This is a genomic window from Paenibacillus sp. sgz302191 (assembly GCF_057749925.1).
Window position 1 is genome coordinate 116,312 of record NZ_JBYLHY010000021.1, and the last position, 25,545, is coordinate 141,856.

The 25,545-nt window shown below is 52.1% G+C and carries 20 protein-coding genes; 2 read left to right on the plus strand and 18 right to left on the minus strand.

The window, feature by feature from the left end:
- Positions 1-121: 121 nt before the first annotated feature.
- Genes gndA through zwf form a run of 5 tightly spaced genes read right to left on the minus strand, consistent with a single transcriptional unit; the run spans position 122 to position 7,161 of the window.
- Positions 122-1,531 carry an NADP-dependent phosphogluconate dehydrogenase gene (gene gndA / locus AC3G2T_RS25700; protein WP_474683088.1) on the minus strand — a complete coding sequence of 470 codons (1,410 nt, stop codon included), beginning with the start codon at positions 1,529-1,531 and terminating at the stop codon, positions 122-124.
- 39 nt (positions 1,532-1,570) lie between these two features.
- The gene (locus AC3G2T_RS25705) at positions 1,571-2,914 is read right to left on the minus strand and encodes a glucose-6-phosphate isomerase (protein ID WP_488437371.1); all 1,344 of its coding nucleotides are present in this window, start codon (positions 2,912-2,914) and stop codon (positions 1,571-1,573) included.
- 37 nt (positions 2,915-2,951) lie between these two features.
- Positions 2,952-3,620 carry a fructose-6-phosphate aldolase gene (gene fsa / locus AC3G2T_RS25710; protein ID WP_474683090.1) on the minus strand — a complete coding sequence of 223 codons (669 nt, stop codon included), beginning with the start codon at positions 3,618-3,620 and terminating at the stop codon, positions 2,952-2,954.
- 36 nt (positions 3,621-3,656) lie between these two features.
- Positions 3,657-5,651, minus strand: coding sequence for a transketolase (tkt, locus tag AC3G2T_RS25715; RefSeq protein ID WP_488437380.1), 1,995 nt, complete (start codon positions 5,649-5,651; stop codon positions 3,657-3,659).
- Positions 5,635-7,161: a glucose-6-phosphate dehydrogenase gene (gene zwf, locus AC3G2T_RS25720; protein WP_488437372.1), complete on the minus strand. Its 1,527-nt coding sequence runs from the start codon at positions 7,159-7,161 to the stop codon at positions 5,635-5,637. The genes tkt and zwf overlap by 17 nt, the downstream gene beginning before the upstream one ends.
- A gap of 122 nt (positions 7,162-7,283) precedes the next feature.
- Here zwf and AC3G2T_RS25725 point away from each other — a divergent pair, with 122 nt between their 5' ends.
- The gene (locus AC3G2T_RS25725) at positions 7,284-8,159 is read left to right on the plus strand and encodes a LysR family transcriptional regulator (protein ID WP_488437373.1); all 876 of its coding nucleotides are present in this window, start codon (positions 7,284-7,286) and stop codon (positions 8,157-8,159) included.
- A 133-nt stretch (positions 8,160-8,292) separates the two neighbouring features.
- Here the strand turns inward: AC3G2T_RS25725 and AC3G2T_RS25730 are convergent, their stop codons facing one another.
- The 6 genes from AC3G2T_RS25730 to AC3G2T_RS25755 form a co-directional block, all read right to left on the minus strand.
- On the minus strand, positions 8,293-9,594 hold the full coding sequence (locus tag AC3G2T_RS25730) for a pyrimidine-nucleoside phosphorylase (RefSeq protein ID WP_474683093.1): 1,302 nt from the start codon (positions 9,592-9,594) through the stop codon (positions 8,293-8,295).
- Positions 9,595-9,702: 108 nt separating this feature from the next.
- The gene (locus AC3G2T_RS25735; protein ID WP_474683094.1) at positions 9,703-10,878 is read right to left on the minus strand and encodes a NupC/NupG family nucleoside CNT transporter; all 1,176 of its coding nucleotides are present in this window, start codon (positions 10,876-10,878) and stop codon (positions 9,703-9,705) included.
- Between the two features lie 103 nt (positions 10,879-10,981).
- Positions 10,982-11,374 (minus strand): cytidine deaminase, encoded by a 393-nt coding sequence (locus AC3G2T_RS25740; protein WP_474683261.1) that lies wholly within the window; start codon positions 11,372-11,374, stop codon positions 10,982-10,984.
- 52 nt (positions 11,375-11,426) lie between these two features.
- Positions 11,427-12,092 (minus strand): deoxyribose-phosphate aldolase, encoded by a 666-nt coding sequence (deoC, locus tag AC3G2T_RS25745; RefSeq protein ID WP_474683095.1) that lies wholly within the window; start codon positions 12,090-12,092, stop codon positions 11,427-11,429.
- Positions 12,093-12,813: 721 nt separating this feature from the next.
- Positions 12,814-14,307: an MFS transporter gene (locus AC3G2T_RS25750; protein ID WP_474683096.1), complete on the minus strand. Its 1,494-nt coding sequence runs from the start codon at positions 14,305-14,307 to the stop codon at positions 12,814-12,816.
- 2 nt (positions 14,308-14,309) lie between these two features.
- On the minus strand, positions 14,310-14,882 hold the full coding sequence (locus tag AC3G2T_RS25755; protein WP_474683097.1) for a hydrolase: 573 nt from the start codon (positions 14,880-14,882) through the stop codon (positions 14,310-14,312).
- A 140-nt stretch (positions 14,883-15,022) separates the two neighbouring features.
- On the opposite strand from AC3G2T_RS25755, the gene AC3G2T_RS25760 reads away from it, so the two are divergent.
- On the plus strand, positions 15,023-15,895 hold the full coding sequence (locus AC3G2T_RS25760; protein WP_474683098.1) for a TetR/AcrR family transcriptional regulator: 873 nt from the start codon (positions 15,023-15,025) through the stop codon (positions 15,893-15,895).
- A gap of 66 nt (positions 15,896-15,961) precedes the next feature.
- Here the strand turns inward: AC3G2T_RS25760 and AC3G2T_RS25765 are convergent, their stop codons facing one another.
- The 7 genes from AC3G2T_RS25765 to AC3G2T_RS25795 all read right to left on the minus strand — a co-directional run bounded on the left by AC3G2T_RS25765 (position 15,962) and on the right by AC3G2T_RS25795 (position 25,545).
- Positions 15,962-16,582 (minus strand): FMN-binding negative transcriptional regulator, encoded by a 621-nt coding sequence (locus AC3G2T_RS25765; protein WP_474683099.1) that lies wholly within the window; start codon positions 16,580-16,582, stop codon positions 15,962-15,964.
- A 486-nt stretch (positions 16,583-17,068) separates the two neighbouring features.
- The gene (cysI, locus tag AC3G2T_RS25770) at positions 17,069-18,790 is read right to left on the minus strand and encodes an assimilatory sulfite reductase (NADPH) hemoprotein subunit (protein WP_474683100.1); all 1,722 of its coding nucleotides are present in this window, start codon (positions 18,788-18,790) and stop codon (positions 17,069-17,071) included.
- 39 nt (positions 18,791-18,829) lie between these two features.
- Complete coding sequence (locus AC3G2T_RS25775) at positions 18,830-20,665, minus strand: assimilatory sulfite reductase (NADPH) flavoprotein subunit (RefSeq protein WP_474683101.1); 1,836 nt, start codon at positions 20,663-20,665, stop codon at positions 18,830-18,832.
- Positions 20,666-21,269: 604 nt separating this feature from the next.
- The gene (locus AC3G2T_RS25780; protein ID WP_474683102.1) at positions 21,270-22,130 is read right to left on the minus strand and encodes an STM4011 family radical SAM protein; all 861 of its coding nucleotides are present in this window, start codon (positions 22,128-22,130) and stop codon (positions 21,270-21,272) included.
- Positions 22,127-23,464 carry an STM4012 family radical SAM protein gene (locus tag AC3G2T_RS25785; protein ID WP_474683262.1) on the minus strand — a complete coding sequence of 446 codons (1,338 nt, stop codon included), beginning with the start codon at positions 23,462-23,464 and terminating at the stop codon, positions 22,127-22,129. Before AC3G2T_RS25785 ends, AC3G2T_RS25780 begins: the two co-directional genes overlap by 4 nt.
- 42 nt (positions 23,465-23,506) lie before the next feature.
- Positions 23,507-24,292 carry an STM4013/SEN3800 family hydrolase gene (locus AC3G2T_RS25790; protein WP_474683103.1) on the minus strand — a complete coding sequence of 262 codons (786 nt, stop codon included), beginning with the start codon at positions 24,290-24,292 and terminating at the stop codon, positions 23,507-23,509.
- Complete coding sequence (locus tag AC3G2T_RS25795) at positions 24,289-25,545, minus strand: STM4014 family protein (protein ID WP_474683104.1); 1,257 nt, start codon at positions 25,543-25,545, stop codon at positions 24,289-24,291. The genes AC3G2T_RS25790 and AC3G2T_RS25795 overlap by 4 nt, the downstream gene beginning before the upstream one ends.

Here is a 25,545-nt window from a genome sequence, read left to right on the forward strand (position 1 = left end):
CAATTGCAGGAATTGTTCGTGGGCAGCGATCATGGACGCAAATTCATGTACTTTTGCAGGTTTTCTTCGTGCGCCGGGCTGATTGTGGGCTATCGCCTCTGACGTGCGGCTTTCACCTCTATTATTCCATCCATTGAAAATGAAAGCTTCCCTTTTGATCAAGCCGTTCGAAAGTATGCGCCCCAAAATAATCCCTTTGCGCTTGCAGCAAATTTGCCGGCAGTCTTTCTGAGCGGTAGCTGTCATAATAGGCTAAAGCCGAAGCAAACGCAGGAACCGGAATCCCCCTGGTTACGGCAATAGATACGACATTTCTCCAAGCTTCTTGATAGTTTTCAACGATCTCTCTGAAGTAATCGTCCAAAAACAGGTTTTTCAGAGCCGGGTCACGGTCGTAAGCATCCTTAATGTTTTGTAAAAACCGTGCGCGGATAATGCATCCGCCGCGGAAGATCATCGCAATGCCGCCATAGTTCAAGTTCCATTCGTACTCGTCGGAAGCGGCTCGCATTTGTGCGAAGCCTTGCGCATAGGAAGCTATTTTGCTTGCATATAACGCTTTTCGAACGGCCTCGATAAATTCCTTAGGATCGCCGTCATAGCTGGAAACTGCAGGTCCGTTCAGACGCTTGCTTGCGGCTGTGCGTTCTTCTTTCATGGCGGAAATAAATCGCGCGAACACGGATTCAGTAATTATGGACAAAGGGACTCCCAGATCCAATGCGCTTTGACTTGTCCATTTCCCGGTTCCCTTTTGCCCTGCCGAATCCAGGATGACATCCACCATAGGTTTGCCTGTTTCAGGATCTGTTTTTGCGAAAATGTCGGCCGTTATTTCAATCAAATAACTGTCCAGTTCACCACGGTTCCACTCGGAGAAAATGTCATGCAGCTCGCTTGTATTCAGGTTCAATACATCCTTCAGCAATTGATACGCTTCGCCAATAAGCTGCATATCTCCGTATTCGATGCCGTTGTGGACCATTTTGACGTAATGACCGGCGCCGTCTTCTCCGATATAGGTTGAGCAAGGATCGCCGTTAACTTTGGCCGATATGGCAGTCAAAATGGGCTCAACCAGCTCATAGGCGTCTTTTTGTCCTCCCGGCATAATCGCCGGACCCTTCAGCGCCCCTTCTTCGCCGCCCGAAACACCTGCACCGATAAAGCGGAAGCCTTGAGCTTGCAGCTCTCTGTTTCTTCTTTGCGTATCAGGGAAATAAGCGTTTCCGCCGTCGATTAGAATATCTCCCGGAGCCAGGTAAGGAACAAGCTGATTAATGGTATCGTCCGTCGGCTTGCCCGCTTTGACCATGATTAATATTTTACGGGGCGTCTCCAAAGACTGGACAAACTCTTCGACACTGAACGTGCCGACAAAGTTTTTCCCCTGTGCTTCCGCCAATAGTTCGTGCGTTTTTTCAGGTGAACGATTATACAAAGCAACCGAGAACCCTTTACTTTCTATATTCAAGGCCAGGTTTTTACCCATGACGGCTAATCCGACCACACCGATTTGCTGTTTTTTCATCGTAACGCCCTCCTGCTGTTCAAATCGAATTTGTTCGTGTCATTTCTCTGCGGATAAACGCTTCAGGAGTTCGGCTTGCTGCGCTTCATAACCAGGCTTGCCCAGCAGCGCAAACATATTGTTCTTGTACGCTTCCACGCCAGGCTGATCGAACGGATTCACCCCAAGCAGCAATCCGCTGATGCCGCATGCCTTCTCGAAAAAGTACACCATTTCGCCGTACGCATATTCATTGAGCTCATCCAGTTCAACAATCAGGTTAGGGACGCCTCCGTCAACATGGGCAAGCCGCGTGCCTTGGGCCGCCTTTTTGTTCACTTCATCCATTGTCATGCCGGCGATAAAATTCAATCCGTCCAGATTGCTTTCGTCTTCTTGAATGATCAGCTCTACGCGCGGCTTTTTCACCGAAAGCACTGTCTCAATGAGGTCTCGCCGGCCCTCCTGGACGTATTGTCCCATGGAGTGCAGATCGGTCGTAAAATCGACGGACGCGGGATACAGCCCCTTCAGATCTTTCCCTTCGCTTTCGCCGAACAACTGTTTCCACCATTCGGAAACAAAATGCAAAGACGGTTCAAAGTTAACCAGCAGCTCGATCGTTTTTCCCTTACGGTAAAGAGCATTGCGAACGGCCGCATACTGATAGCTTTCATTGGCGGAGAGATCGGCATTGTTATATTTTCGTGCAGCCGCGGCGGCTCCCGCCATCATTTGATCGATGTCGAGTCCGGCAGCGGCAATAGGCAGCAGCCCCACGGCTGTAAGCACCGAATAACGCCCGCCTACATCGTCGGGAATAACGAAGGTTTCATAGCCTTCTTCGTCGGCAAGTTTTTTTAATGCGCCCTTAGATGAATCGGTTGTAGCAAAAATACGTCTTTTGGCTCCGCTTTTTCCGTATTTCTTTTCCATATATTCGCGCAGAATTCGAAAAGCGATAGCCGGTTCCGTCGTTGTGCCTGACTTGGAAATGACATTCAGGGAAATATCCTTGCCCTCCAGCAGCTCCAAAAGATGAGTAATGTACGTAGAACTGATGTTTTGGCCGGCAAAATACACCTGGGTTTTACCGTTCATCTGGTTATGAAACGTGTGGGACAGCGCTTCAATCGCAGATCTTGCCCCCAAGTATGAGCCGCCAATGCCGATGACAATCAAGGCATCGGAATGGCTGCGAATGCGCTGTGCGGCATGTTTGATTCTCGCGAACTCTTCTTGATCATATTGAAGCGGCAGATCGACCCAGCCCAGATAATCGGACCCGGGGCCTTTTTTTTCATGAAGCATATGGTGAGCCGCTTTTACAAAGTCACTGAAATAATCCACTTCATGCTGTCCGACAAAGGACAAGGCATTGGAATAATCAAATGAAATAGCCATCCGGAGCGTCTCCTTTGAACTCGTATTTCGTTGCCTTTTAATGTTGAGCCGCTTTTTTCCAATCAGCAGCGAATTTTTCCATCCCTTGATCCGTTAAAGGATGTTTGGATATTTGTTCGATAACTTGGAACGGAACCGTGGCAATATGCGCGCCTGCCATCGCTACGCGAGTTACGTGATCCGGATGCCGAACGGATGCCGCGATAATTTGCGCGTCCAGGTTATGAATGCGGAACAGTTCGGCCACTTTGGATACCAGCAGCACGCCATCTTCAGAAATATCATCCAAACGGCCTAAAAACGGAGAAACATAAGTTGCCCCTGCACGCGCAGCCAGCAAAGCTTGGTTGACGGTAAAGATCAGCGTAACGTTTGTTTTCACGCCTTTTTTCGACAGGTAACGGCATGCCTCAAGGCCGGCCAACGTCATTGGAAGCTTGATCGTGATGTTCTTGTCTCCTCCGTTGATTTTGATCAGCTCTTCAGCTTGCGCGATCATATCTTCCGCCGTCTCGGCATCCGGAGTAACTTCAGCGGATACCGATTCGACTTCAGGAACAGCTTGCAAAATTTCAGCAATACGGTCTTCGAACTTCACGCCTTCTTTGGCAACCAAAGAAGGGTTTGTTGTCACGCCGGACAGAACGCCGATTTTATACGCCTTTTTAATATCCGCAAGGTTAGCAGTATCAATAAAAAATTTCATAGTTTTTTGCCTCCATTTTTTTAAATATTTATTAGTTTATTTACTAAGCAATTCTTTAGTCAACCGAATCACATTGCTTTTGGAGAAACCGAAGTATTCCATGACCTCATTGCCGGACCCTGAAGCGCCGAAGGTATCGATAGACAATATTTTTCCGTGTGGTCCCACGTATCGCTCCCAACCTAAAGAAATGCCGGCTTCAATCGCTAAGCGCTTCGAGACGGAAGCAGGAAGAACAGCCTCTTTGTATGCATCGGATTGGCGGTCAAACAGCTCCCAGCTCGGCATGGCGACGACGCGTACAGAGTGGTTTTCCCGCTCAAGCTCCGTTTTGGCGCTCACGGCCAGAGAAACTTCGGACCCGCTTCCGATCAGGATGACATCCGGCTTATTATTGGTTTCCATCAAGACGTAAGCGCCTTTGGTTACCTCTGCAACATTGCCCTTGGTCGCTTCGTACACAGGAAGGTTTTGCCGGCTTAACACAAGAGCTACCGGACCTTCCTGCTGCTGTAAGGCATACGCCCATGCACTCGCCGTTTCGTTCGCATCCGATGGCCGAATGACGGTAAGTCCCGGAATAGTTCGCAATGCAGCGAGGTGTTCGACGGGCTCATGAGTAGGACCATCTTCCCCGACGGCAATCGAATCATGGGTAAATACATAAATAACAGGCAGCTTTTGCAGAGCGGCCAAACGTATGGACGGCCGCAAATAATCGCTGAATACGAAGAAGGTGCTTACGAACGGTTTTACGCCGCCGTGTAAAGCCATGCCATTGCCGGCTGCGCCCATCGCATGCTCGCGAACACCAAAATAAATGTTGCGTCCCGCATAGGATTGAACGGCAAATGCCGGCTCTCCGCTTATATCCGTCATCGTAGAATGCGATAAATCCGCGCTGCCTCCGAATATGGAAGGAACTGATTTGACGAAATGATTGATGGCCTCGCCGCTTGCCACGCGGGTTGAAATGGTTTTGGAGGAGTCGAACGTCACAATATTGGCCGGGTCAATCACGACAGAACCGCCGATGACCTGCTCAAGCTCCTTGCCCAGTTCAGGATACTGCGCTTGATAGGAAACTAACAACCGGTTCCACTCTGCTTCTTTTGCCTCGCCGTTAAGTTTAAGCTGATCAAAGTGGGCTCTGACTTCTTCCGGAACGGTAAACTCGTCCTCATACTGCCAGCCATATGCTTCCTTCGTCGCCTTTGCCTCTTCTTTGCCGAGCGGAGCACCGTGCGCTTTGTTCGTTCCTGCTACTTTTTTGCTGCCATAACCGATGATTGTCCGTATTTCGATAAGAGTCGGCTGCGAAAGATTCCGCTTAGCCGCTTCAATCGCTTGAACAATTTGCGAAACATCGTTGCCGTCTTCGACCCTTAGATATTCCCATTGAGCCGATTCCGCTCTTTTTTGCATATTTTCCCCAAAGGACAGGTCAAGTTTCCCGTCCAGAGAAATATCATTGGAATCATACAATACGATTAATTTGCCCAGCTTCATATGTCCCGCCATGGACATCGCCTCGTAAGAGACGCCCTCCATCAAACATCCGTCTCCAACGAGCGCATACGTATAATGATCGATAACCGGAAAATGGTCTTGGTTGAATTTCGAGGCCAGGTGAGCTTCCGCCATCGCCATTCCGACAGCCATGGCAAGCCCTTGCCCCAATGGTCCTGTAGTAGCTTCTACACCATCCGTATGCCCGAATTCGGGGTGCCCCGGCGTTAGGCTGTTCAGTTTGCGAAACTGCTTCAAGTCTTCAATCGACACATTATATCCTGACAAATGCAGGAGACTGTACAGCATCGCCGAACCGTGACCCGCAGATAGAATGAAGCGGTCGCGGTTGAACCATTTGGCGTTGCGGGGATTGTGATTTAACTGCTTGGACCAAAGCGCGTACGCCATCGGTGCGGCTCCCATGGGCAGCCCCGGGTGACCTGAATTGGCACTGTTTATGGCATCGATGGACAAGGTTCGGATCGTATCGATCGCCAACTGATCAATGGTTTGTGTGATAGGCATATTGTTCTCCTTTGCTCGCTTCTATTTCTTGTTCGGGCTTGGAATCAAACCACCAATGATAACCGTCTTTCGTGGGCAGCTCATCGGATTCGGCAGGCCCGTATGTGCCCGCTGAATAAAGATGAAGCGGAACAAGATTTTCTTGGAACGCATCCAGGATCGGCTGCACCCATTTCCAAGACAATTCGACTTCATCCCAATGGGCAAAAAATGTGGGATCTCCGTGCAGAGCGTCGTAGATCAAGCTTTCATAAGCCTCGGGCATATCCTTGTGACTCTCGTGAAAGTCAATGTGAATGGGCTTGAACTCCCCTTTATGCTGAGGATCGCTCGCATTTAACTGCAGCGTGATGCCCTCGTTCGGACTGATCTCAAACACCAAAAGATTAGGAATCGGATGATCGTCATTTGTTGAAGAATGCTGATTTAACGGCTCTTTGAACTCGATAACGATTCGCGTCGATTTCTCCTTCATCCGTTTGCCCGTACGGATATAAAAAGGAACATCCCGCCAAAAAGCGGTATCCAACTGCAGTTTTGCGGCAATAAACGTATCGGTCTTTGAAGTTTCAGGAATATTAAGTTCGGAAGTATAACCGACAACCGGCTTTCCTCCGATCGTTCCTGCTCCGTACTGCCCGCGAATAACGCTGGATACTACATCCTGCTTTTGCAGCGGCTCAAGGGATTCCACCACTTTTTTCTTTTTGAAGCGCACCTCTTCGAAGGTACTGTTCTTCGGCACTTGAATCGCCAGCATCATTAGCAATTGCAGCATATGGTTTTGAAACATGTCCCTTACAGCGCCCGCATGATCGTAATACCCCGCTCTTTCTTCAACACCGACCGTCTCGTTTGCCGTAATCTGCACGTTGGCAATGTAACGATTGGTCCATAAAGCATAAAAGACCGGATTCGTCTGCTGCAACACCCCAAGCTTCTGTACCATAGGCTTGCCCAGATAGTGATCAATGCGGAAAATTTCATCCTCCGTAAAAGCTTTGCTCAGCTGTTCATTCAACTTCCGGGCCGATTGCAAATCGCGGCCAAAAGGCTTTTCGATCATCAGACGCTTCCAGCCTTCGGTAGAACCAAGCCCGCTTTCCTGGATATTGGATGCTATCGTTTCAAAAAATTCAGGCCCAACGGATAAATAAAACATCCGATTTGACGGAATGCTCAATTCTTTCTCCCGCTGTTCAACCAGCTGCAGCAGTTTCTGATAATCCTCTTTGTGGCCTATATCCAAAACACTATAACGAAATGTGCTCAAGAAATTTTTCATTAAGGCACTATCGTTCGCCTCGCGTCTGGAAAAGTTGTGGAGAGATTGCTCGACACTTGCCTGAAAGGCTGAATCGGATAGCTCTCTTCGCCCAAGACCAATCACGGAGAATGATTGCGGCAGCTTTTGATCGGCAAATAAATTATACAAAGCAGGGTAAATTTTCCTTTTAGCTAAATCTCCTGTCGCCCCAAACAAAACAAACGTTACAGCCTCCATGTGTATCTCTCCTTCCAGTGTAGTCTCTTTGTAGTATGGTTTCTCTTTCTGAGTTCAACTATAATACGAATATGACCTATACAGGTAATTCATATATTTCACAGGAGCTATAGACCACATCTATGAACAATTATGAGCTGTACAAAGTTTTTTATTGGGCCGCGAAAACAGGCAGCCTATCTCAGGCCGCAAAATCCCTTTACCTTACTCAACCGAGCGTCAGCCACGCCATCATGCAGCTTGAAAAAAGCTTTGGCATCACCTTGTTTTACCGCAATTCCAAAGGTGTTGTTCTGACGCAAGAGGGCGCCATCCTCTACTCCTATATTGAGAAATCCCAGATACTCATTTCGCTGGCGGAAGAAAAAATGGCCGCTCTTAAAAATCTGGACAACGGCGAGCTGCGGATCGGAGGAAGCGACTCGCTGTTTAAGCATTATTTGCTTCCCTACCTGGAAAATTTTCATGAGGAACATCCAAACGTCAGCCTTCGTCTGATTCACGGCACTACGCCGGAAATCATTTCTTTCTTAAAAGAAGGCCGGATTGATCTGGGCGTTGTCCGCATGCCTATCGTCGATGCCCAGCTTGAAGTGAGGGAAGGTATTCAGCTGCAGGATTGCTTTGTCGCGGGGGCCCGTTATGCGGAGCTTAAAGACACGGTGCTGTCGCTTGAGATGCTGCTTCAGTACCCCGTCATCCTGTTCTCGCGCAATAGCCGGGCACGAATGGCCATTACGGAATTATTTCGAGGCTACGGCTACACACTCAACCCCGAAATCGAGGTCGGAAGCGTAGATCTTCTCATCGAGCTTGCCCGGAAAGGACTCGGAATCTCTTACGTTACTAGAGAATTTGTATCCAAAGAGCTGCAGGACGGCTCTCTTTTCGAGATCCAGCTGGACGTGAAGCTGCCGCCCTCTAAAGTGGGGATTATGATTATGCGAAACATGCCGCTTTCCAGTGCGGCGAGCGAGTTTATAGAGCGTATCAAATAGCTGGGGAAGAGATCGTGTGTCGGAATCATCGGCGGCCCTTTTGGACGATATGCCAAAAAAAAGACTATCCCAAAAGTCATCCTAGATGACGGGGATAGCCTCTTACGTTCGCTGCGGGCGACTCGCGACTCGCCTACTCGGTCACCGTACCGTAAATCAGCACCGGCGCCTGAGCCTCTGCCGTAATTCGTATGCTTCCATAAATTTTGTTAATAACCTCGTCTACTTGTTCCTCATTGGTATGAATGGTTACAAGCGACTCGCCGGCTTTTACGGAATCGCCGATTTTCTTGTTCAGCATCAAACCGACCGCCAGATCGATCACCGATTCTTTGGTCGCACGCCCCGCTCCCAGCAGCATCGCAGCCGTTCCGATTTCGTCGGCAATCATCTCCGCCACTACGCCGCCCTCTTTGGCCGGCACTTCAATGCGGTAGAGGGCCTGGGGCAGCTTTTCCGGCTGGTCCACTACGGAAGGGTCGCCTCCTTGCGCCGCGATGAATTCCTTGAATTTCTCCAGCGCCTTGCCGTTGCGGATCACTTCTCTCAATTTCCGCTCCGCTTCTTCAAGCGTCGCCGCTTTTTCGGCCAGGACCACCATCTGGCTGCCGAGCGCCATACACAGATCCTCCAAATCCTTCGGACCGTGGCCGCTCAGCGTATCGATCGCTTCCTTCACTTCCAATGAATTGCCGATTGCCTGGCCAAGCGGCTGGCTCATGTCGGAGATGACCGCCATCGTCTTGCGGCCGACGTTGTTGCCGATGCTGACCATGGCATGCGCCAGTTCTTTGGCAGCCTCGGCTGTTTTCATGAAAGCGCCCGCTCCGGTTTTCACGTCCAGTACGATGGCGTCAGAGCCGGCGGCGATTTTTTTGCTCATGATGGAGCTGGCGATAAGCGGGATAGAATTTACCGTGCCGGTCACATCACGCAGGGCGTACAGCTTTTTGTCTGCCGGCGTCAGGTTACCGGATTGACCGATGACGGCGATCTTCTGCTCGTTTACCTGCTGCACGAACTGCTCCTTCGTCATTTCCACGTGGAAGCCTTCAATGGCTTCCAGCTTGTCGATAGTGCCGCCCGTATGTCCGAGGCCGCGGCCTGACATTTTGGCAACCGGTATGTCTAATGCTGCAACAAGCGGCGCCAATACCAAAGTCGTCGTATCGCCAACGCCCCCGGTGGAATGCTTGTCGACCTTAATGCCTTCGATGGCGGATAAATCAATCGTATCGCCCGAATGCACCATCGCCATCGTCAAATCCGCACGTTCACGGTCGCTCATATCCCGGAAAAAAATCGCCATAGCCATTGCGCTGGCCTGATAATCGGGAATGTCCCCATTCGTATATCCGGTAACGAAAAATTGGATTTCCTCTGCTGTCAGCTCTTTACCGTCACGTTTCTTTTCAATCAGATCTACCATTCTCATTATTGAAACACTCCTGTTCGTAAAATGGATAAGTGCATGCTATGAATCGGCCAAGCGCAAAATTTCTTTTCCGCAACTGTGCCGCGTATCTCATTGCCCCGTCCAAGGTTATAGGAATAAGCCGGCAATGGTGGCAGACAGCACACTGACCATCGTAGCGCCGTACAGAAGCTTCAGACCAAAGCGTGCAACCAGATTCCCCTGCTTCTCGTGCAGGCCTTTAACCGCACCCGCTATGATGCCGATGGACGAAAAGTTGGCAAAAGAAACAAGGAACACCGAGACGATGCCCGTCGTACGGGCAGACAAACCGGTATGCTTGCCCAGGTCCAGCATAGCTACGAACTCGTTGGATACCATTTTGGTTGCCATAATGCTTCCGGCCTCCACCGCTTCCTTCCACGTCACACCCATAAGAAAGGCAAATGGAGCAAAAACGTAACCAAGCAGTTCCTGAAAAGAAATACCCATAATTCCTCTAAAAATGCCGTTGATCATCGCAATCAAAGCAACGAAGCCGATCAGCATCGCGGCGACGACGACGGCAACCTTGAAGCCGTCCATAATATATTCGCCGAGCATTTCGAAGAACGTCTGCTTCTCCTCCTGCACCTCAAGAATATCCTCCTCCGCCGGAACGGTGTACGGGTTCAAAATCGATGAAATGATAAAGCCGCCGAACAGGTTAAGCACCAGCGCGGTTACTACATATTCCGGCTTGATCATCTGCATGTACGCACCGACAATGGACATAGATACGGTCGACATGGCGGAGGCGCAAAGCGTGTACATCCTTTGCTTCGGCAGCAGGCCGATCTGCTTTTTCACCGAAATGAAAACTTCGGACTGTCCGAGAATCGCGGAGGCAACGGCATTGTACGATTCCAGCTTGCCCATCCCGTTGACCTTGCTCAGGGCAAGTCCAATATACCGAATAACGAACGGCAAAATTTTGGAATACTGCAGAATCCCGATCAACGCCGAAATAAATACGATAGGAAGCAAAACGTTCAAAAAGAACGGCGCCGAATTGGCGTTGGCTATACCTCCGAATACGAAATTCACACCCTCGGCGGCATAGGAAAGCAAAAAGCCGAATACCGACACGAATCCTTTGACCAGCGTCTCGCCTATGCTCGTGTTAAGCAGGGCGAACGCTAACAACGCCTGCAGCAAAACCATGACGATCAGCGGCCGGTAACGAATGTTGCGACGGTCACTGCTTGCTATATAAGTAAGGCCAAAGATGACCAGAATGCCCAAGATCGCAATCAGAAATTTCATGGTGTAGTGTCTCCTTTTTGCAAAATCTTGATGTTAAGCGCTTACATTCGATGCGGAAAGGATCAACCTTTACAGGTTCAATCCTCATCTTTCGCTGAATGAATTACTTGTCCATGTCCGTTGAACGAAAAAAGCCGGGCAGCAGTTGATCCATCGTCCATTCTGTCGTATTGCCGTGCAGATTCGTGAGGTAAATCCGGGTGTCAGGTGTGCTGAACTCCGCGATAACTTGCCTGCAAGCACCGCAAGGAGACACCGGCCCTACCGTATCGGCGACTACTGCAATCGCTTCGATGCTGCGGCAGCCTTCCGACACCGCTTTGAAAATCGCCGTGCGCTCTGCGCAATTGCTCAGGCCGTATGAAGCATTTTCCACATTGCAGCCGCGGTACACTTTGCCGTCTATTTGAACGGCTGCGCCTACTTGAAAATTTGAATACGGCACATAAGCCTGTTTTCGAGCCTCGATGGCTTCCTGAATGAGCAAGTCCTTCAGATCGGTTGTATCTTTCATATTGTTTCCTCCTTCGCGGCGAAATACTCCGAGTTTAATACGAAGCCGCCGACCGTCCGCCCTCCATAATTTTGACGCCGGAGCTAGCCCCGATCCGGGTTGCGCCGGCTGCTACCAATGCATCCAAGTCTTCCTTGCTGCGTATGCCGCCGGACGCTTTGATACCGATGTCGGAACCGACTGTTTTTCGCATCAGCGCTACATCTGCCGGAGTTGCTCCATGCGTAGAAAAACCTGTGGACGTCTTGACAAAATCCGCACCCGCCTGAACCGCCAACCGGCTTGCCGCCACCTTTTCTTCATCCGTAAGCAGGCTGGTTTCAATGATCACTTTCACGAGCGCTTTACCGGATGCGGCCTGCACAACCGCCCGAATATCATTCTCGACCAGCTCATGGTTCCCGTCCTTCAAAGCGCCGATGTTGATAACCATATCCACTTCCTGTGCACCGTTTGCGATCGCATCTTGCGTTTCAAACGCTTTAACGGCCGAAGTTGTCGCCCCGAGAGGGAAGCCGATGACGGTGCATACTTTTACATGGGTACCCGCAAGCGCTTTGGCCGCATGGGCCACCCAAGCCGGATTCACGCATATCGATGCAAATTCGTATTTTTTTGCTTCTTCGATCAGTTTGTTAACTTCCGCCAATGCTGCATCCGCTTTCAAAAGCGTGTGATCAATAAGTTTTGCAATATTCATGCTGACACTCCTCAATGATTAAAATGGGTTCGTTTGCTTCTTGTCTCCGAAAAAATATTCATCTTTTTTTGTAATTATGTTCAAATAAGTGAAAGAAAAGATTCCAAGCTGGTAAGAGCCGGTTGTTATTTATTGCTTTTCATTTACTTCTCATGGATGAAAAATACATTTTCACTCATTTTTAGTTTTCAAAGAACGAATTCTCTTTCTTGCCCACCCTGCACTTGCTCCCGGGCACAAAACGAGTATATCATAGGTTTGAAATTAATTTCAATATTGTAGTACCATATGTGCAAAATAGCGCACCAGACTTTCGGAATCTAAGGCAACGTCTCAACGAATTCGAAGCTTGTCCAATCGTCGTTAGGCAAATAAAAAAACAGCCATTATCTGGCTGTTGGGAAACGACCCGCCAGAGCTGGCCGGTCGCACAAATTCGCCTCGTTGCGTGAAGAAAACCTGCAAAAGTGCAGTTTTTTGCAGGGTTGATACGCTAGCCACCAAAAATTCCTGCAATTGTGCAGGCTTTTCGCCGCGAACATGGGTGCAGATTCACATTCATCGAAAATTCCTGTACAATCGCAGGCTTTTCGTCAAAATGAGGTGCTTTCATGGAAAAAGCCTGCACTTTCGCAGGTTTTCTCCCTACCAAGCGTCTTGTGTCCCACCGTTTCAGCTCCGCAACCGTGTAGAAAGATCGGCTCTGCCCCCGGCCCCTCTCCTATCCGGCGTGTTCGCCCGGGTGCTTTCCGGAACGGGACAGCGAAGCGGCCAATCCGAGCAGCGTGGCGATCATCAGAGCGGCTAGCGCCCAGCGGTAACCCCGGACGATCAAGGCCAGATCGGGACGGGACAGGACGGCGTCCGCGCCCGAATACAGCACATTTTTCAATCTCGGCGGCAGCCCGATTCCAACGATCATCAGCGTAACGGCCGTGCTCAGCACTTGGCCCATATTGCTCAGCATGGAACGGAGCCCGTTGGCGACACCCCGCCGACTGCCGGGCACGGAGTTCATGATGTCAGTCGTATTCGGCGTCAGGAACAGCCCCGCCCCGCTCCCTACCAGCAGCATAGCCGCGGCGATAAGGCCATACGACAGCTCCGGTCCGATGGAGAGCAGCAGCAGGACCAGGCCTGCCATCGAGACGATTAGCCCGGTCGAAGCAAGCAGCTTGGTGCTGAAACGGCGGGTCAAAAAGCCCGCTATCGGCGATATGACGAGCATGCCGATAACCGTCGGCAGCACCCGCAAACCGGCTTCGAACGCGCTCATTTTGTAGGCGAACTGAAAAAACAGCGCAAAAAGAAGCACCACAGCGGAACGGGCAAACGAATTGAGAAAGTTAGCCACATTCGCCATCAGGAAGCTGCGGCTTTGAAGCAGACGCAAATCCAGGAGCGGAGAAGCGGCGCGGCGTTCCCGCCATATAAACAGCGGAGCAAAGACGGCAAACAGCGCCAGTCCGGCGACCACCGTGCCGCTTTTCCATCCCAGATCGCCGCTTTCGGAAAGCGCCATGACCAGACCGCCGAGCGCGATGAAGAGCAGCACGCCGCCAAGCCCGTCGATTCGTTCGCGGACAGGCCGGGCCGGAGCGGACCGCAAAATCCAAGTGCCCCACAGGACGGCGATGACGCCGATCGGCACATTGAACCAGAATACCCACCGCCAGCCCCAGCTTGCGGCAATGAGGCCGCCAACGACCGGCCCGAGCAGCTGCGCCGCGGAAGCCGTCAAAATATTGACGCCTAGTCCGGTACCGAGGCGGTTGGCGGGAAAGGCGTCGGTGATGAGCGCAGTCGTATTCACGACTACAAACGCCCCGCCCACCGCCTGCAAAACTCTAAGCGCAATCAATATAACGGCGTTGGGAGAAAAACCGCTCGCCAGACTAGCCAAGGTGAAGAGCGCCATCCCGCCGAGATACAGCTTTTTGCGGCCGAAAATATCGGAAATCTGACCGAAAACAAGGATCAGAATCGTATTGACCAGCATGAATGAAAGCAAAATCCAACTCGAAGTTAACGCGTCGGCATGAAAATGTTTGCTTACTTCAGGCAGCGCGACATTGAGGGAGCCGATGCTCACCACCACGAGAAAAGCTCCCAGGCTTGTAACCGTCAGCACCAGCCAAGGGTAAAGTCCGCTCTTTTCGCCAGGTTCGTCTGCCGGCCGCGGCTCCCCGGAACGGACAACAGGGTCGTCGTTCATCGCTACTCACCAGTTGTCTGCAAAATTTGCTCCGTCGTGCGGATGCGGCCAATACGCGGAAAAATAAATTGCCGGACATAATCGTGCTCAGCTTCGGAAATACCCGAAATAGCGTCGATGGCGAAAACCAGCTGGTAGCCATGCTGGAACGCTTCCCGCGCCGTCGTGTCGACGCCGATTCCGCTGGCGACGCCGCACAGCACAATCGTTTCGATCTTCCGGCGGCGCAGCTGCAAATCCAGCTCCGTGCCGTGGAATGCGCCCCACTGTTTCTTCGTAATAAAACAATCGCTCTCCTTCACGCCGATTTCGGGCACGATCTCGTCCCAGCCGTCGGGTCTGACCGGCTGCGGCTGCTCCTGATCCAGCTTGGGCCTCAGCATATCTTTGCCGTCCTTGCTCGATACCCGCACAATTCCGACAAAAGCGCCTTTTTCCCGAAAAGCTTGAACCAGCGCAGCCGCCCGACTCACGACCTGTTCGCCGGTGTATGGCGCCAAATTGTACCCGACAATACCTTTTTGCAAATCGATGACAACCAGAGCAGCCGTCTCCCAATTGAACAATGATTCCATGTTCCAACACTCCTCCCAATTCGTTTAGCCATCATGACCGCAAGTCTCGTTAACTAAACTATAGGTCATTATTGACTTAATGTTTATTATTATGTACTATGAGTCATAACGTGTCAAGACATGTGAAGGAGTGAATGATCATGAGCATGACGAAACAGGAGATCACCCGGTCGGCGGCCAAACTTTTTTCCTTGCGCGGCTTCACTGCCGTCTCGATTCAGGATATAGCTGATGACTGCCGGATTGCCAAAGGGTCCGTGTACAAATATTTTCCGTCCAAGGAAGACCTATTTAACGAGATTATCGAGCAATTCCTGAACCGGTATTTCGATGAAGTCGAGCGGATCAAGCGGCTGCCGGGTCTTTCCCCAAAGGAGCATTTTCTGAAGCAGGTGATTTTTCGCTTGCAGTATTTTATGGAGCACAAGCACATTCTCGCAGAATATAACATGTCGGTTCGCCAGGACGATAAATTCATCCCGCTTCGGGTACAGACGAGAGGACGGATGTTGACCTGGCACAAGGAATGTCTGCTGCGCGCCTACGGTCCGGACATCGAACCGTACGTATGGGATCTGGTATTTGTTTATAAGGCGCTGTTGAAGGAATTTTTGAATTGGGTGACGTATGAGCGGGAGCTGTTGTCGATGGAGGAGACGGCCGCATTCATCATCGAGAGGCTGGATGGAATGACCGCGCAAATGATCGCCGCAGGCAAAAAGCCGCTGTTATCCGCCTCGTCGTTTATGCAGTACACCCATTATGGAACGATGAATGATCAACAGCCGCCAACAACCGGCGTTCTGCTGGACAGGCTTGCCGCCGCGGTCATGGAACTGCCGACGGGCGAAGCCGAGCGAGGGGAACTGCTCGAACTGATCCGCCTGCTGCGCGAAGAAACCGCCAAAGAACAGCCGAACGGACCGCTCATCCAGGCCCTTCTCGCCTATCTGGAACGTGAAGTCGAGCTGAAAAGCTTAACCGCACAATTTAAAAACATGATCGCACCGTAACCGGTGTCATCGGACGAATACAAAAAGAAGGCCTTGCGGTTGGCAAGACCTTCTTTATTATGATTTTCAACTTCCGGATAGATTCAGATTGACTTTCATTAGAGAGGCGATCTTTTGCTCATCCGCATTTGGTATCCGTTCCAGTTGACTGATAACCAGCTCCTGCCGTTGTAACGAATGGTTTTGGCTTAACTTTGCTTTCCCCTCCATGCTGCTGATTTTTATTTTGAATCCTTGAACCCCCTTATTCATACCGGCGAGAAACTCAGCGTCCACATCTTGCAATTTGTATGAGCTGTCAGGAGCTTCATATTTCAATACCAAGTCGCGCAAGGAAGCCATTAACTCGGCCTCGTCCTTCACAAGTTCGACTTCTCCGTAGACATGAACGGTCACATAATTCCATGTCGGCACGGCTTTATTCGTCTCATACCAAGAGGGAGAAATATAACAATGAGGACCGTGAAAAACGGCCAAAACGGTTTGATTCTCCATATCTTTCCACTGAGGATTCGGGCGGGCAAAATGGCCATATAAATACTTGTTCTCCTCGTCCAACATTAACGGTAAATGAGTTGCGAACGGCATTCCATCGTGCTGAGAAAACAGAGTGGCGAAACTATGTTCTTTTATTATGTGATGAACGATTGATGCATCTGTAATTTGAAAATGCGACGGAATATACATAATTTTTTTCTCCCCTACGCCAAGAGTTATTTATAGTTATTATGATAAACAGGCTAATGGTAGAGGAAAAGTGCCAATTTCTTTGATTATTAATGGACCAATTCTACTGTGACGGGTTAAAAGGACTGGAGGAGCACAGCACAGCCCTCTTCGTCAATCCATGCCTCTCCTACACGGATTGCGGAGCTGAAGTGAGAGTGTAACAAAAAAAACCTGCGATTGTGCAGGTTTCTTCCATAAAAATCGTTCGTTTTGGCGAAAAACCTGCAATAGTACAGGAATTTTCGATGAAAATGAATCTAAGCCCATGTTCACGGCGAAAAGCCTGCACATTTGCAGGAATTTTTCGCGGCCAGCGTATCCATCGAGTAAAAACTGTACTTTTGCAGGTTTTTTCCGCGCAATCAGGAGGGTGCCTTAAAACCCGGCACGCAGGGCATCCTGATTAGCCTCCCTTTGGCGCGATTCATTTTCGGTCAGGCTTGTTTATGAATGAAAGTCTTGCCCGGAACGAACTTCTTTGACATAGCCCGCGCGAATGACAAAATCGCCGAAATGCTCGTTTCCACGCCGTTCCTTCGCATATTGAGCGATAATCGGCCGCAGCGATTCCAGGATCTCCGCTTCGCCAATGTTTTCCTTGTACAGCTTGTTCAGCCGGTTACCGGAATGGCCGCCACCCAAATACATGTTGTATTTGCCGGGCGCCTTGCCGATGAACGCGATTTCCGCCAGCATCGGGCGGGCGCATCCATTCGGACAGCCGGTCATGCGAATGACGATCTCCTTGTCCTGCAATCCGGCCTCCTGCAGCATAGGTTCGATCTTATTCAACAGATCCGGGAGGTAGCGCTCCGACTCGGCCATCGCCAACCCGCAAGTCGGAAGAGCGACGCAGGCCATGGAATTTCTCCGCAATGCCGAGTAATTGTGTCCGTCGGTGAGCCCGTAATCCTTGATCAGTTCTTCAATCTTTTTCTTTTTCTGTTTGCTTACGTTCCCGATAACCAGGTTCTGGTTTGGAGTAAGCCTGAAATCCCCAGTGTGAACCTTGGCAATTTCCCTTAATCCCGTCATCAAAAGGTAATTGTCGTCGTCTTTGACCCGTCCGTTTTGGATAAACAAGGTGAAATGCCAGTTTCCGTCATTCCCTTTCACCCAACCATACCGGTCCCCATTATGATCAAAATGGTACGGACGCGCTTCCTCCAGTTTCCAGCCCAGGCGAGCGGTAAGTTCTTCAATGAACCAATCGATACCGCGGTCGTCGATCGTGTATTTAAAACGGGCATGCTTGCGCACCGAGCGGTCGCCATAATCCCGTTGAATCGTAACCGTCTTCTCCGCCAAGTCAATCATTTGTTCAGGCTTGATGAATCCGATGACTTGCGCGACCTGCGGGTACGTCAGCGGATCGCCGTGGCTCATCCCCATCCCGCCGCCTACCGAAACGTTGAAGCCCTTCAGACGTCCTTCTTCTACGATCGCGATGAATCCAAGATCTTGCGAGAATACGTCTACGTCGTTGGAAGGCGGTACAGCCATGCCTATTTTAAACTTGCGCGGCAAATAAACGGGCCCATAGATCGGCTCTTGCTCTACTCCGTCCCGGCTGTCCACCACTTTTTCGCCGTCAAGCCAAATTTCGTGATAGGCTTTGGTCCGCGGATCAAGATGATCGCTGACACGGCGGGCCCACTCGTACACTTCGGAATGAACGTCCGACTGGTACGGATTCGGGTTGCACATCACATTGCGGTTTACGTCGCCGCAAGCGGCCAACGTGCTTAGCATCGCATCGTTTACTTCCCGAATCGTCTGCTTCATGTTCCACTTGATTACGCCATGAAGCTGAAAAGATTGACGGGTCGTCAGGCGGATCGTTCCGCCGGAATATTTCCGTGCGACCCGGTCCATCATCAGCCACTGCTCTGGCGTGACAATCCCGCCGGCGGCGCGTACGCGGAGCATGAATTGATAAGCCGGCTCCAGCTTCTGCTTTTGCCGTTCATTTCGCAGATCCCTGTCGTCCTGCATGTAGCTTCCGTGGAATTTCATCAACCGGTTGTCATCCTCGGGAATGGACCCGGTGATGCGATCCTCAAGCGTCTCTTCTAGGCTGCCGCGCAAGTAATTGCTTCTGATTTTGATATGTTCTACGTCGCTATGCGGCGCACTGTTCGCTGAAAGTAAATTATTTTCTGACATATTGCCCTCACTCCTCTTGCGATCTTTGGGATGCGAAACTTAATATACATCCCGTTGATAACGTTTTTGCTGCTGCATCCGGGTCAAATATTCCGCAGCTTCTTCCGCGCTGAAACCGCCCTCTTGTTCAATGATCGTTGCCAAAGCTGCATGGACATCGTGCGCCATTTTCTTTTCGTCGCCGCAAACGTAGACGCATGCCCCTTCCTGAAGCCATTTATAAAGCTCAGTGCTCTTTTCAAGCATTCTGTGCTGCACGTAAACTTTTTGGTCGGTATCGCGGGAGAACGCGACGTCCATGTGCGTCAACACGCCGTTTTTGAGCCATTTTTGCCATTCGATCTGATACAGAAAATCTGTGGAGAAATGCTGATCGCCGTAGAAAAGCCATGTTTTCCCTTCGGCTCCGCTCTCTTCCCGTTCGCCTAAAAAAGCTCTGAACGGAGCAACGCCGGTTCCGGGTCCGATCATAATGACCGGCGTTTCCGGATTGTCAGGCAGCTTGAAATTCGGGTTGTTTTGAATATAAACCGGCAGCGTATCGCCAGACTTGATGCGTTCCGCGAGCTGCACGGAGCACACCCCGTAACGCTCTCTTCCGCGCAAATCGTAACGTACCGTGCGCACCGTAACGTGAACCTCGCCGGGGAAAGCTTTGGAGCTGCTTGCGATCGAATAAAGCCGGGCAGGCATTTTTCGCAGGATCGATACGAATTCGCCGGCGGATACGCCCTTAAAGGAGTAATCTTGAACCAGATCCAAGAGATCCCGTCCGGCAAGATACGATTTAAGATCCTGCTCACGTCCTGCAGCCAGCAGTTCTTGCAGCCCATTATCCGGACTAAGTTTCGAAGCTTGCTCAAGCAGCGGCTTCGTCAGTACGGTAATTTCATAATTACGAAGCAGCGCCTCTTGCAGCGGACGCTTTTCGCCATTTTTATTTATGGCAACGGGCTCGTTGGCGCTCCACCCCATAGCTTCGATGAATTCGTCTACAAGACGAGGGTGATTTTCCGGATAAATGCCCAAGCAGTCGCCCGGTTCATATTGAAGATCGGACCCCTCCAGCGAGATCTCGATATGGCGAGTTTCACGATCCGAACCGCGGCCGTTCAGGTTCAAATTTTCAAGAACTTCGGCTTGAAACGGGTTCGTTCTGGAGTATTGCGATTCGCCCCCGCTTTCAACCGCCGCCGCTCCCGCTCCGCTTGCAACGACTGAGGCTGCTGAAGCTTCGCTTAAAGAGCTTACAACTTGATTCATCCACTCCGCGGCAGGCTCATCGAAATCCACGTCGCAATCGACGCGCTGCGTAAGCCGCTTGCCGCCCAGTTCTTCCAGCTTTTTGTCAAAATCTTTGCCTGTTTGGCAGAAAAACTCGTAAGACGTATCTCCGAGCGAGAGTACGGAAAAGCGCAGATCCTCCAGCTGCGGCGCTCTTTTGCTATGAAGGAATTCATAGAATGAAATCGCATTATCCGGCGGCTCTCCTTCCCCGTGGGTGCTCACGAGAATAAGCAGGTTTTTGAGCTTTTTCAAATTATTCGGTTTGAAGTCTGCCATTGAGGAGAGCGCCACCTGAAATCCGAGCTCTTCCAGCTTCTTGGACACCTTTTTGGCTAGCCCCTGGGACTTGCCGGTCTGTGATCCGAAGAGTACGGTCACTTCTTTGGGAATCGCCGGGGCACTCGCTGCCGGAGCCGCTGCAGCTGCCGAAGGCGCCGCGCCGGATACCGCTGCAGATGCCGATCCTTGAAGAGCCGCGAAATAACCGGTCAGCCAGATTCGCTGGGTTTCCGTTAGCGTAGAAAGCAGACGATTTAGCAATTCTACCTGTTCCTGATTAAAGGGACTGTTCATGACTTGAAGTTCCAAAAAATATCCACCTCTCATAACATGCAAAAAATGATGAATTCCTAGTATGCGTATCAGCTTTTAATTTACTCTCTTGAACCTATCACAGGTAGAGCAGCGGGTCAATTAGAATGATCTTATATAATTTATCAATAATATTGATAAAAGGATCAAACGCTTGCGGAGACCCCATCATTTGGGTTCGTCCGCCTGGCTACTGACAGGATGGGGGATGTTCGGCGCATGTACACTGGCGTGCTCGATCTCGAATCAGGCTGCGTCGGGTGGATGCTGTAACCGGTTGCAGTCCCTTCTGCGCTATTCTGTTTGATTTTTTGCATACAAAAGTCATTTTTCCCGCTCAAGGAACGATTCTGTTCGATTTTTCATGCCTATTTTTCGATTTTACGAAATCAGTACAATTTCTGTATGAAATTTCAAGCAGATTTCCACAATTCGCAAGTGGTAGCGGTTTCCAGTCCGGCTCCCAACTTATTATTCGAGTTCAAGGGATGAGTACATTTAGATCGTCGAACAACAACCATACGGCAGGATCGATCAAGCTTGTTCGTATAGCTGCCGGCGGCTGTCGTAGGCATCCATTTCGCTTGAAACTGCAAAGCGGCTATGTCAGCGGCGTTGCGATGCGTTCAAGCATACGGTCCCCGTATACTTCCGCCATGCGAAGATCCGGCAGATGAATATAGCCGATGTAGCAGCCGCAGCTTTTCATCCTGCACGTCTGCGGGCCGGACAATCGTTCCAGGCCGTCCCGGTACAGATGGCCGATCACCTGGCGGTCCTGATAACATCGTTTCACCAAGCCGGAGCCCTGCACATAAAATACCGACTCCCCTGCCGCACAGCGCCTGCCGGCGCTCTCGTAATCGATTAGATTGCGTTCGAAGTGCGGATCGATCCCGCGCAAAAATGCGCGGTCGGCTTCGGTATAATAGCCGCTTTTATCCTTAAAAGCGTTGACCCACACATACACGTCATCCGGCAAAGCCCGGCGCAGCGAGGCAATCGCCTCAAAGGCCGTTTTTACCCCGACAGTCCCGACGCTGAACGGTATGCCGCGGCCATGCAGCTCGCCGCACTGCGCCAGGAAAGCCGATTCGCCCGTCTGTCCCGGATGGTAAGTGGCCCAGAAGGCCGCTTTGTGCGGATTCAGCTCCGCCGTCCATGCCAAAATGGCCGACAGATTCGTCTGGATCACCACTTTATCGACATGCTCCATATGCGACAGCTCCGTGATCGCCTTCCTGTACCAGCGGTGGATCAAACCCTCGCCGTACGGGTTGAAAAACACCGACAGCCGGTGCCCCTCACGCGCTTGCCGGCGCACCCAGTCCACAAACACGTCCACTTGCATCCGGTCCTTGGCAAGCGTCTCGGCGCTATCCTTGTTTTTGCTGAACGGGCAGTACGGGCAATCGTAATTGCAGGAGGACAGGCTGCCCCGGTAGTATAACGTCGCCTTCATGTGAACACGTACCCTTCCATCCGCTCGCGTACCTCTGGTGAAATAAGCCAATCTCCGATCGCGTCGGAATATGCCAAACCTTCATCAGTCAACCGAAGCACCCCTTCCGACAGCACAGCCCACTCCGTTCTCAGCAGCACATCCAGCTCCGGAAAATCGCCAAGCGGATCGCTTGCGAACCGCGCTTTGTAGGAGTGAAGCGGCAAGCCTTCACGATGCAAAATCGCTTTTAAAATGAAGCGCCGCTTCTGCTCCCGTTCGCCAAGAACAATGCCGTAATCCGCAAAATCGTACCGCGCGGCGGCAACGTAATCGGCAATGATGCTCTCCGTCGCCTGCCGGCTGACGCCGTAGCGGGACGAGTAGTGAACGCGCCGGGTGTACGAACGGGCCCCGCAGCCCAACCCGACCATGCCTTCCTCCTGGCAGCCGTAGGGAAGCGGATGTTTGCGGGAGCCCGCCCGCTCCTTGGCGAACCTGCGCATCGAATACTGCGTATACCCTTCGGCCAGCAAACGTTCGCGCGCGGCGGCATAGCAGTCCATGCGCACGTCGTCGCCGCTCAACCGGCGGTCCCCCGGCTTCACAATCGTGTGCTCCCGGGTGTACAGCGGATAAATAAAAATTTCCTCCGGTTCAAAAGATAGCGTCCGCTCCAGCGAATACAACCATGATCGAACCGTCTGTCCGGGCAGGCCGTAAATCAAATCCAGATTCAATATCGGAAAATCGTACCGCTTCAACACATCCAGCGCCCGCTCCGCCTCCAGCGGATTTTGCGGACGGTAAATCGCGGCGGTTTCCTTTTCGACAAAGCTTTGGATGCCCATGCTGATCCTATCCACTTGCCGCTCGCGAAGAATGCCCAGCCTCTCCGGCGTCACCGTCTCGGGAGACGCTTCGACGGAGATGGACGCCTGCGCCGCATCCAGTCCCATCACCTCTTCGGCGATGCCGAACAGCCGTTCCAAAAGCGCAGGCTCAAGCAGCGTAGGCGTTCCGCCGCCGATGGCAAAACGCGCAAACGGCTTGCGGCTCACATAGGGCGCCCACTGCCTCGCCTGCCGCTCAAGCGCGTCCACATATTGCCGGTGCGCATCCGTACGCTTGTCCGGCAGTGTAAATAAATTGCAGAAGCCGCACCGGGCGCCGCAAAACGGAATGTGCATGTACAGGAAAAAAGTTTCCGCCTCTTCGTCCCGCCACAGCTCTTCCAAAGACAGCTCTGGCGTCAGCTCGCGGTAAGCCGTTTTGTGCGGATAAGAATACAAATACGAGCGGTACGGATCTGCTTGCATGCGCTCTTTCCAACGAGCATCGTCAGGATCGGGCATACGGGAATTTGGCACCTGTAACCACATCCTTTCCATATAAATCTACAAAATAAATTCGCGGTAAGGCACGGTCCAGACGACCTCATGAGCCAGCCGGTGCCCTTCGTATCCATCTTCTCCATAAGCCGTTCCGTGATCGGAGAACGCAAGACACAAAACCGGGCGCTTGCGGGCGCTCATCGCCGTGAACAAACGGCCGAGCTGCCCGTCGACATAGCGCAGCGCCGCACGCTGCGTCTCCACCGAATCTTTCCGGGCGCCCGGCACATAATAATGGTTCGGTCCATGAATGGCCGAAACGTTCAAAAACAAAAACAACCGCTCATCCTCGGAAATTCCGCTGAGCAGCTTTATCGCATGGTTGACCTGGTGCTCGGTGGAGCGCGGATTGGTCACTCCGAATGTCATGCGCCAGTAGCTGTGCTGAAAATATCCCGGCAGCACGCGCGCCAAAGGCACTTTCTTCGTGAAAAAGATGACGCCGCCTATGCAGACGGTCGTGTAGCCTTCGGCCGCCAGCCCGGACACGATGTCCGGTGCATCGAACAGCCATGTGCGAGGATGTGTCTTCAGTCCGGTATGCTTGGAATGAAACAGCCGGATGTGCTCGGCTTTGTTCGTGGTGGCGGGAGTCGGCAAAAATCCGCCAAAAAAAGCGTGATGCGCCGCATAAGTGAAGCTGCCCGGCGTATGCCTCTTCTCCCAATGCCCGCCGCCGCACAAATTCGGGCAGTTTGCCTCCTCCAGCACCGCGGCATCGTAGCGCAGCGTATCCAGCGTAATCATCAGGATGTCGTGGCTGCCCACAATCCGGTTCATATCCATCAAGTCGTTGTCACCTTCCTGTTTTGAACCGCTTCATTCTCGATCGAAACAGCCGTCAGCCGCTTCAGTTCCCAAGTGTATGTATCATAGCCCTTGTGCAGCACGCGGTATAACAGATCGCCGAACGGATTCACATCCGCCACAAAAGGCGTCAGCGTGCCGCTGCGCAGCAGAACGTCGATCCCCGCCACCCGGGAATGCGGGAACGCGAACAACGCCCGCTCCGCGCATTCCCGCACAGCTTGCTGCACATCGGCCGAGAGTCCGATCTCGTCAAGCCCCATCCGCTCGCTCCGCAAATGCAGATTGGTGATCGGCGTACGGCTCACCCGCGCTACGCTGTGGCAAGCCTCGCCTGCGACCACCAACTGCCGGATGTCGAACGCCCGTCCCCCGACGGAAGCTTTCGCGATCCACTGCTCGACATGCGCTCCGTGCTGAAGCAGCCAGTTCAGCACCTGTCTTATCGTTGCCGGATCGCTGTAGCGGCGCGGCTTGACGGCGTTATAATAGACGGGCGGCGTGGCGATATAATTTTCCACGCCGATCGTGGTAACGGCAAGCTCTTCGCCGGTCCGCGGATTGAGCTGGTAAGCCACCACGCCGCAGGCGCCTGAACCGGCGGCCAGCTTCACGAATACGCGGTGCATCCGCCCCTCCAGCATCTCAGCCCGCAGCGCCTCGTAATCGGCAAGCGCCTCTGCGGGCGCAAGCAGCCGTGGCACGGGGACGCCGGCTTCCGTCAGCGTCCGGTGAGTCTGCCGCTTGTCGAACATGCCTGCGATATCGGCAGGCGCATTCAACCAGCGGGGCGCAGACCACAGCTCCTGCGCCTCGCGCTCAAGCCGGGCGAGCAGCCGTCCGAAGCCGCGAAACCATTGCGAGGGATGATAGATGCGCCCCCGCTGCTCTTTGATCGCCAGCGCGGCTTTCATCGAGACGGGCTGGCGATCGGGTCTGCCGCCGAAGGGCAGCAGGCGGTCATCACGCCATTCCGCCCTGGCATCCGGCGCCCCCAGCGCGATGATTTCGCGCTCCACCTCGAAATGCTCGCCGGGCGCATCGATGCGCAGCAGCGGGGAGCTGTCCCCTTGCCGGGCGGACTGCTCCGCAGCTTTGGCAAGCGCATGCTCTCCCCGCAGCAGCTCCAGATACGATACAACGTGCGCAGGCGGAAGCCCGAGTTTTTGCCGGGCTTCCTGCAATCCCGCCGTTCGCCGGTTATCCGGATTGCCGATTACGATCATCGGCTCCAT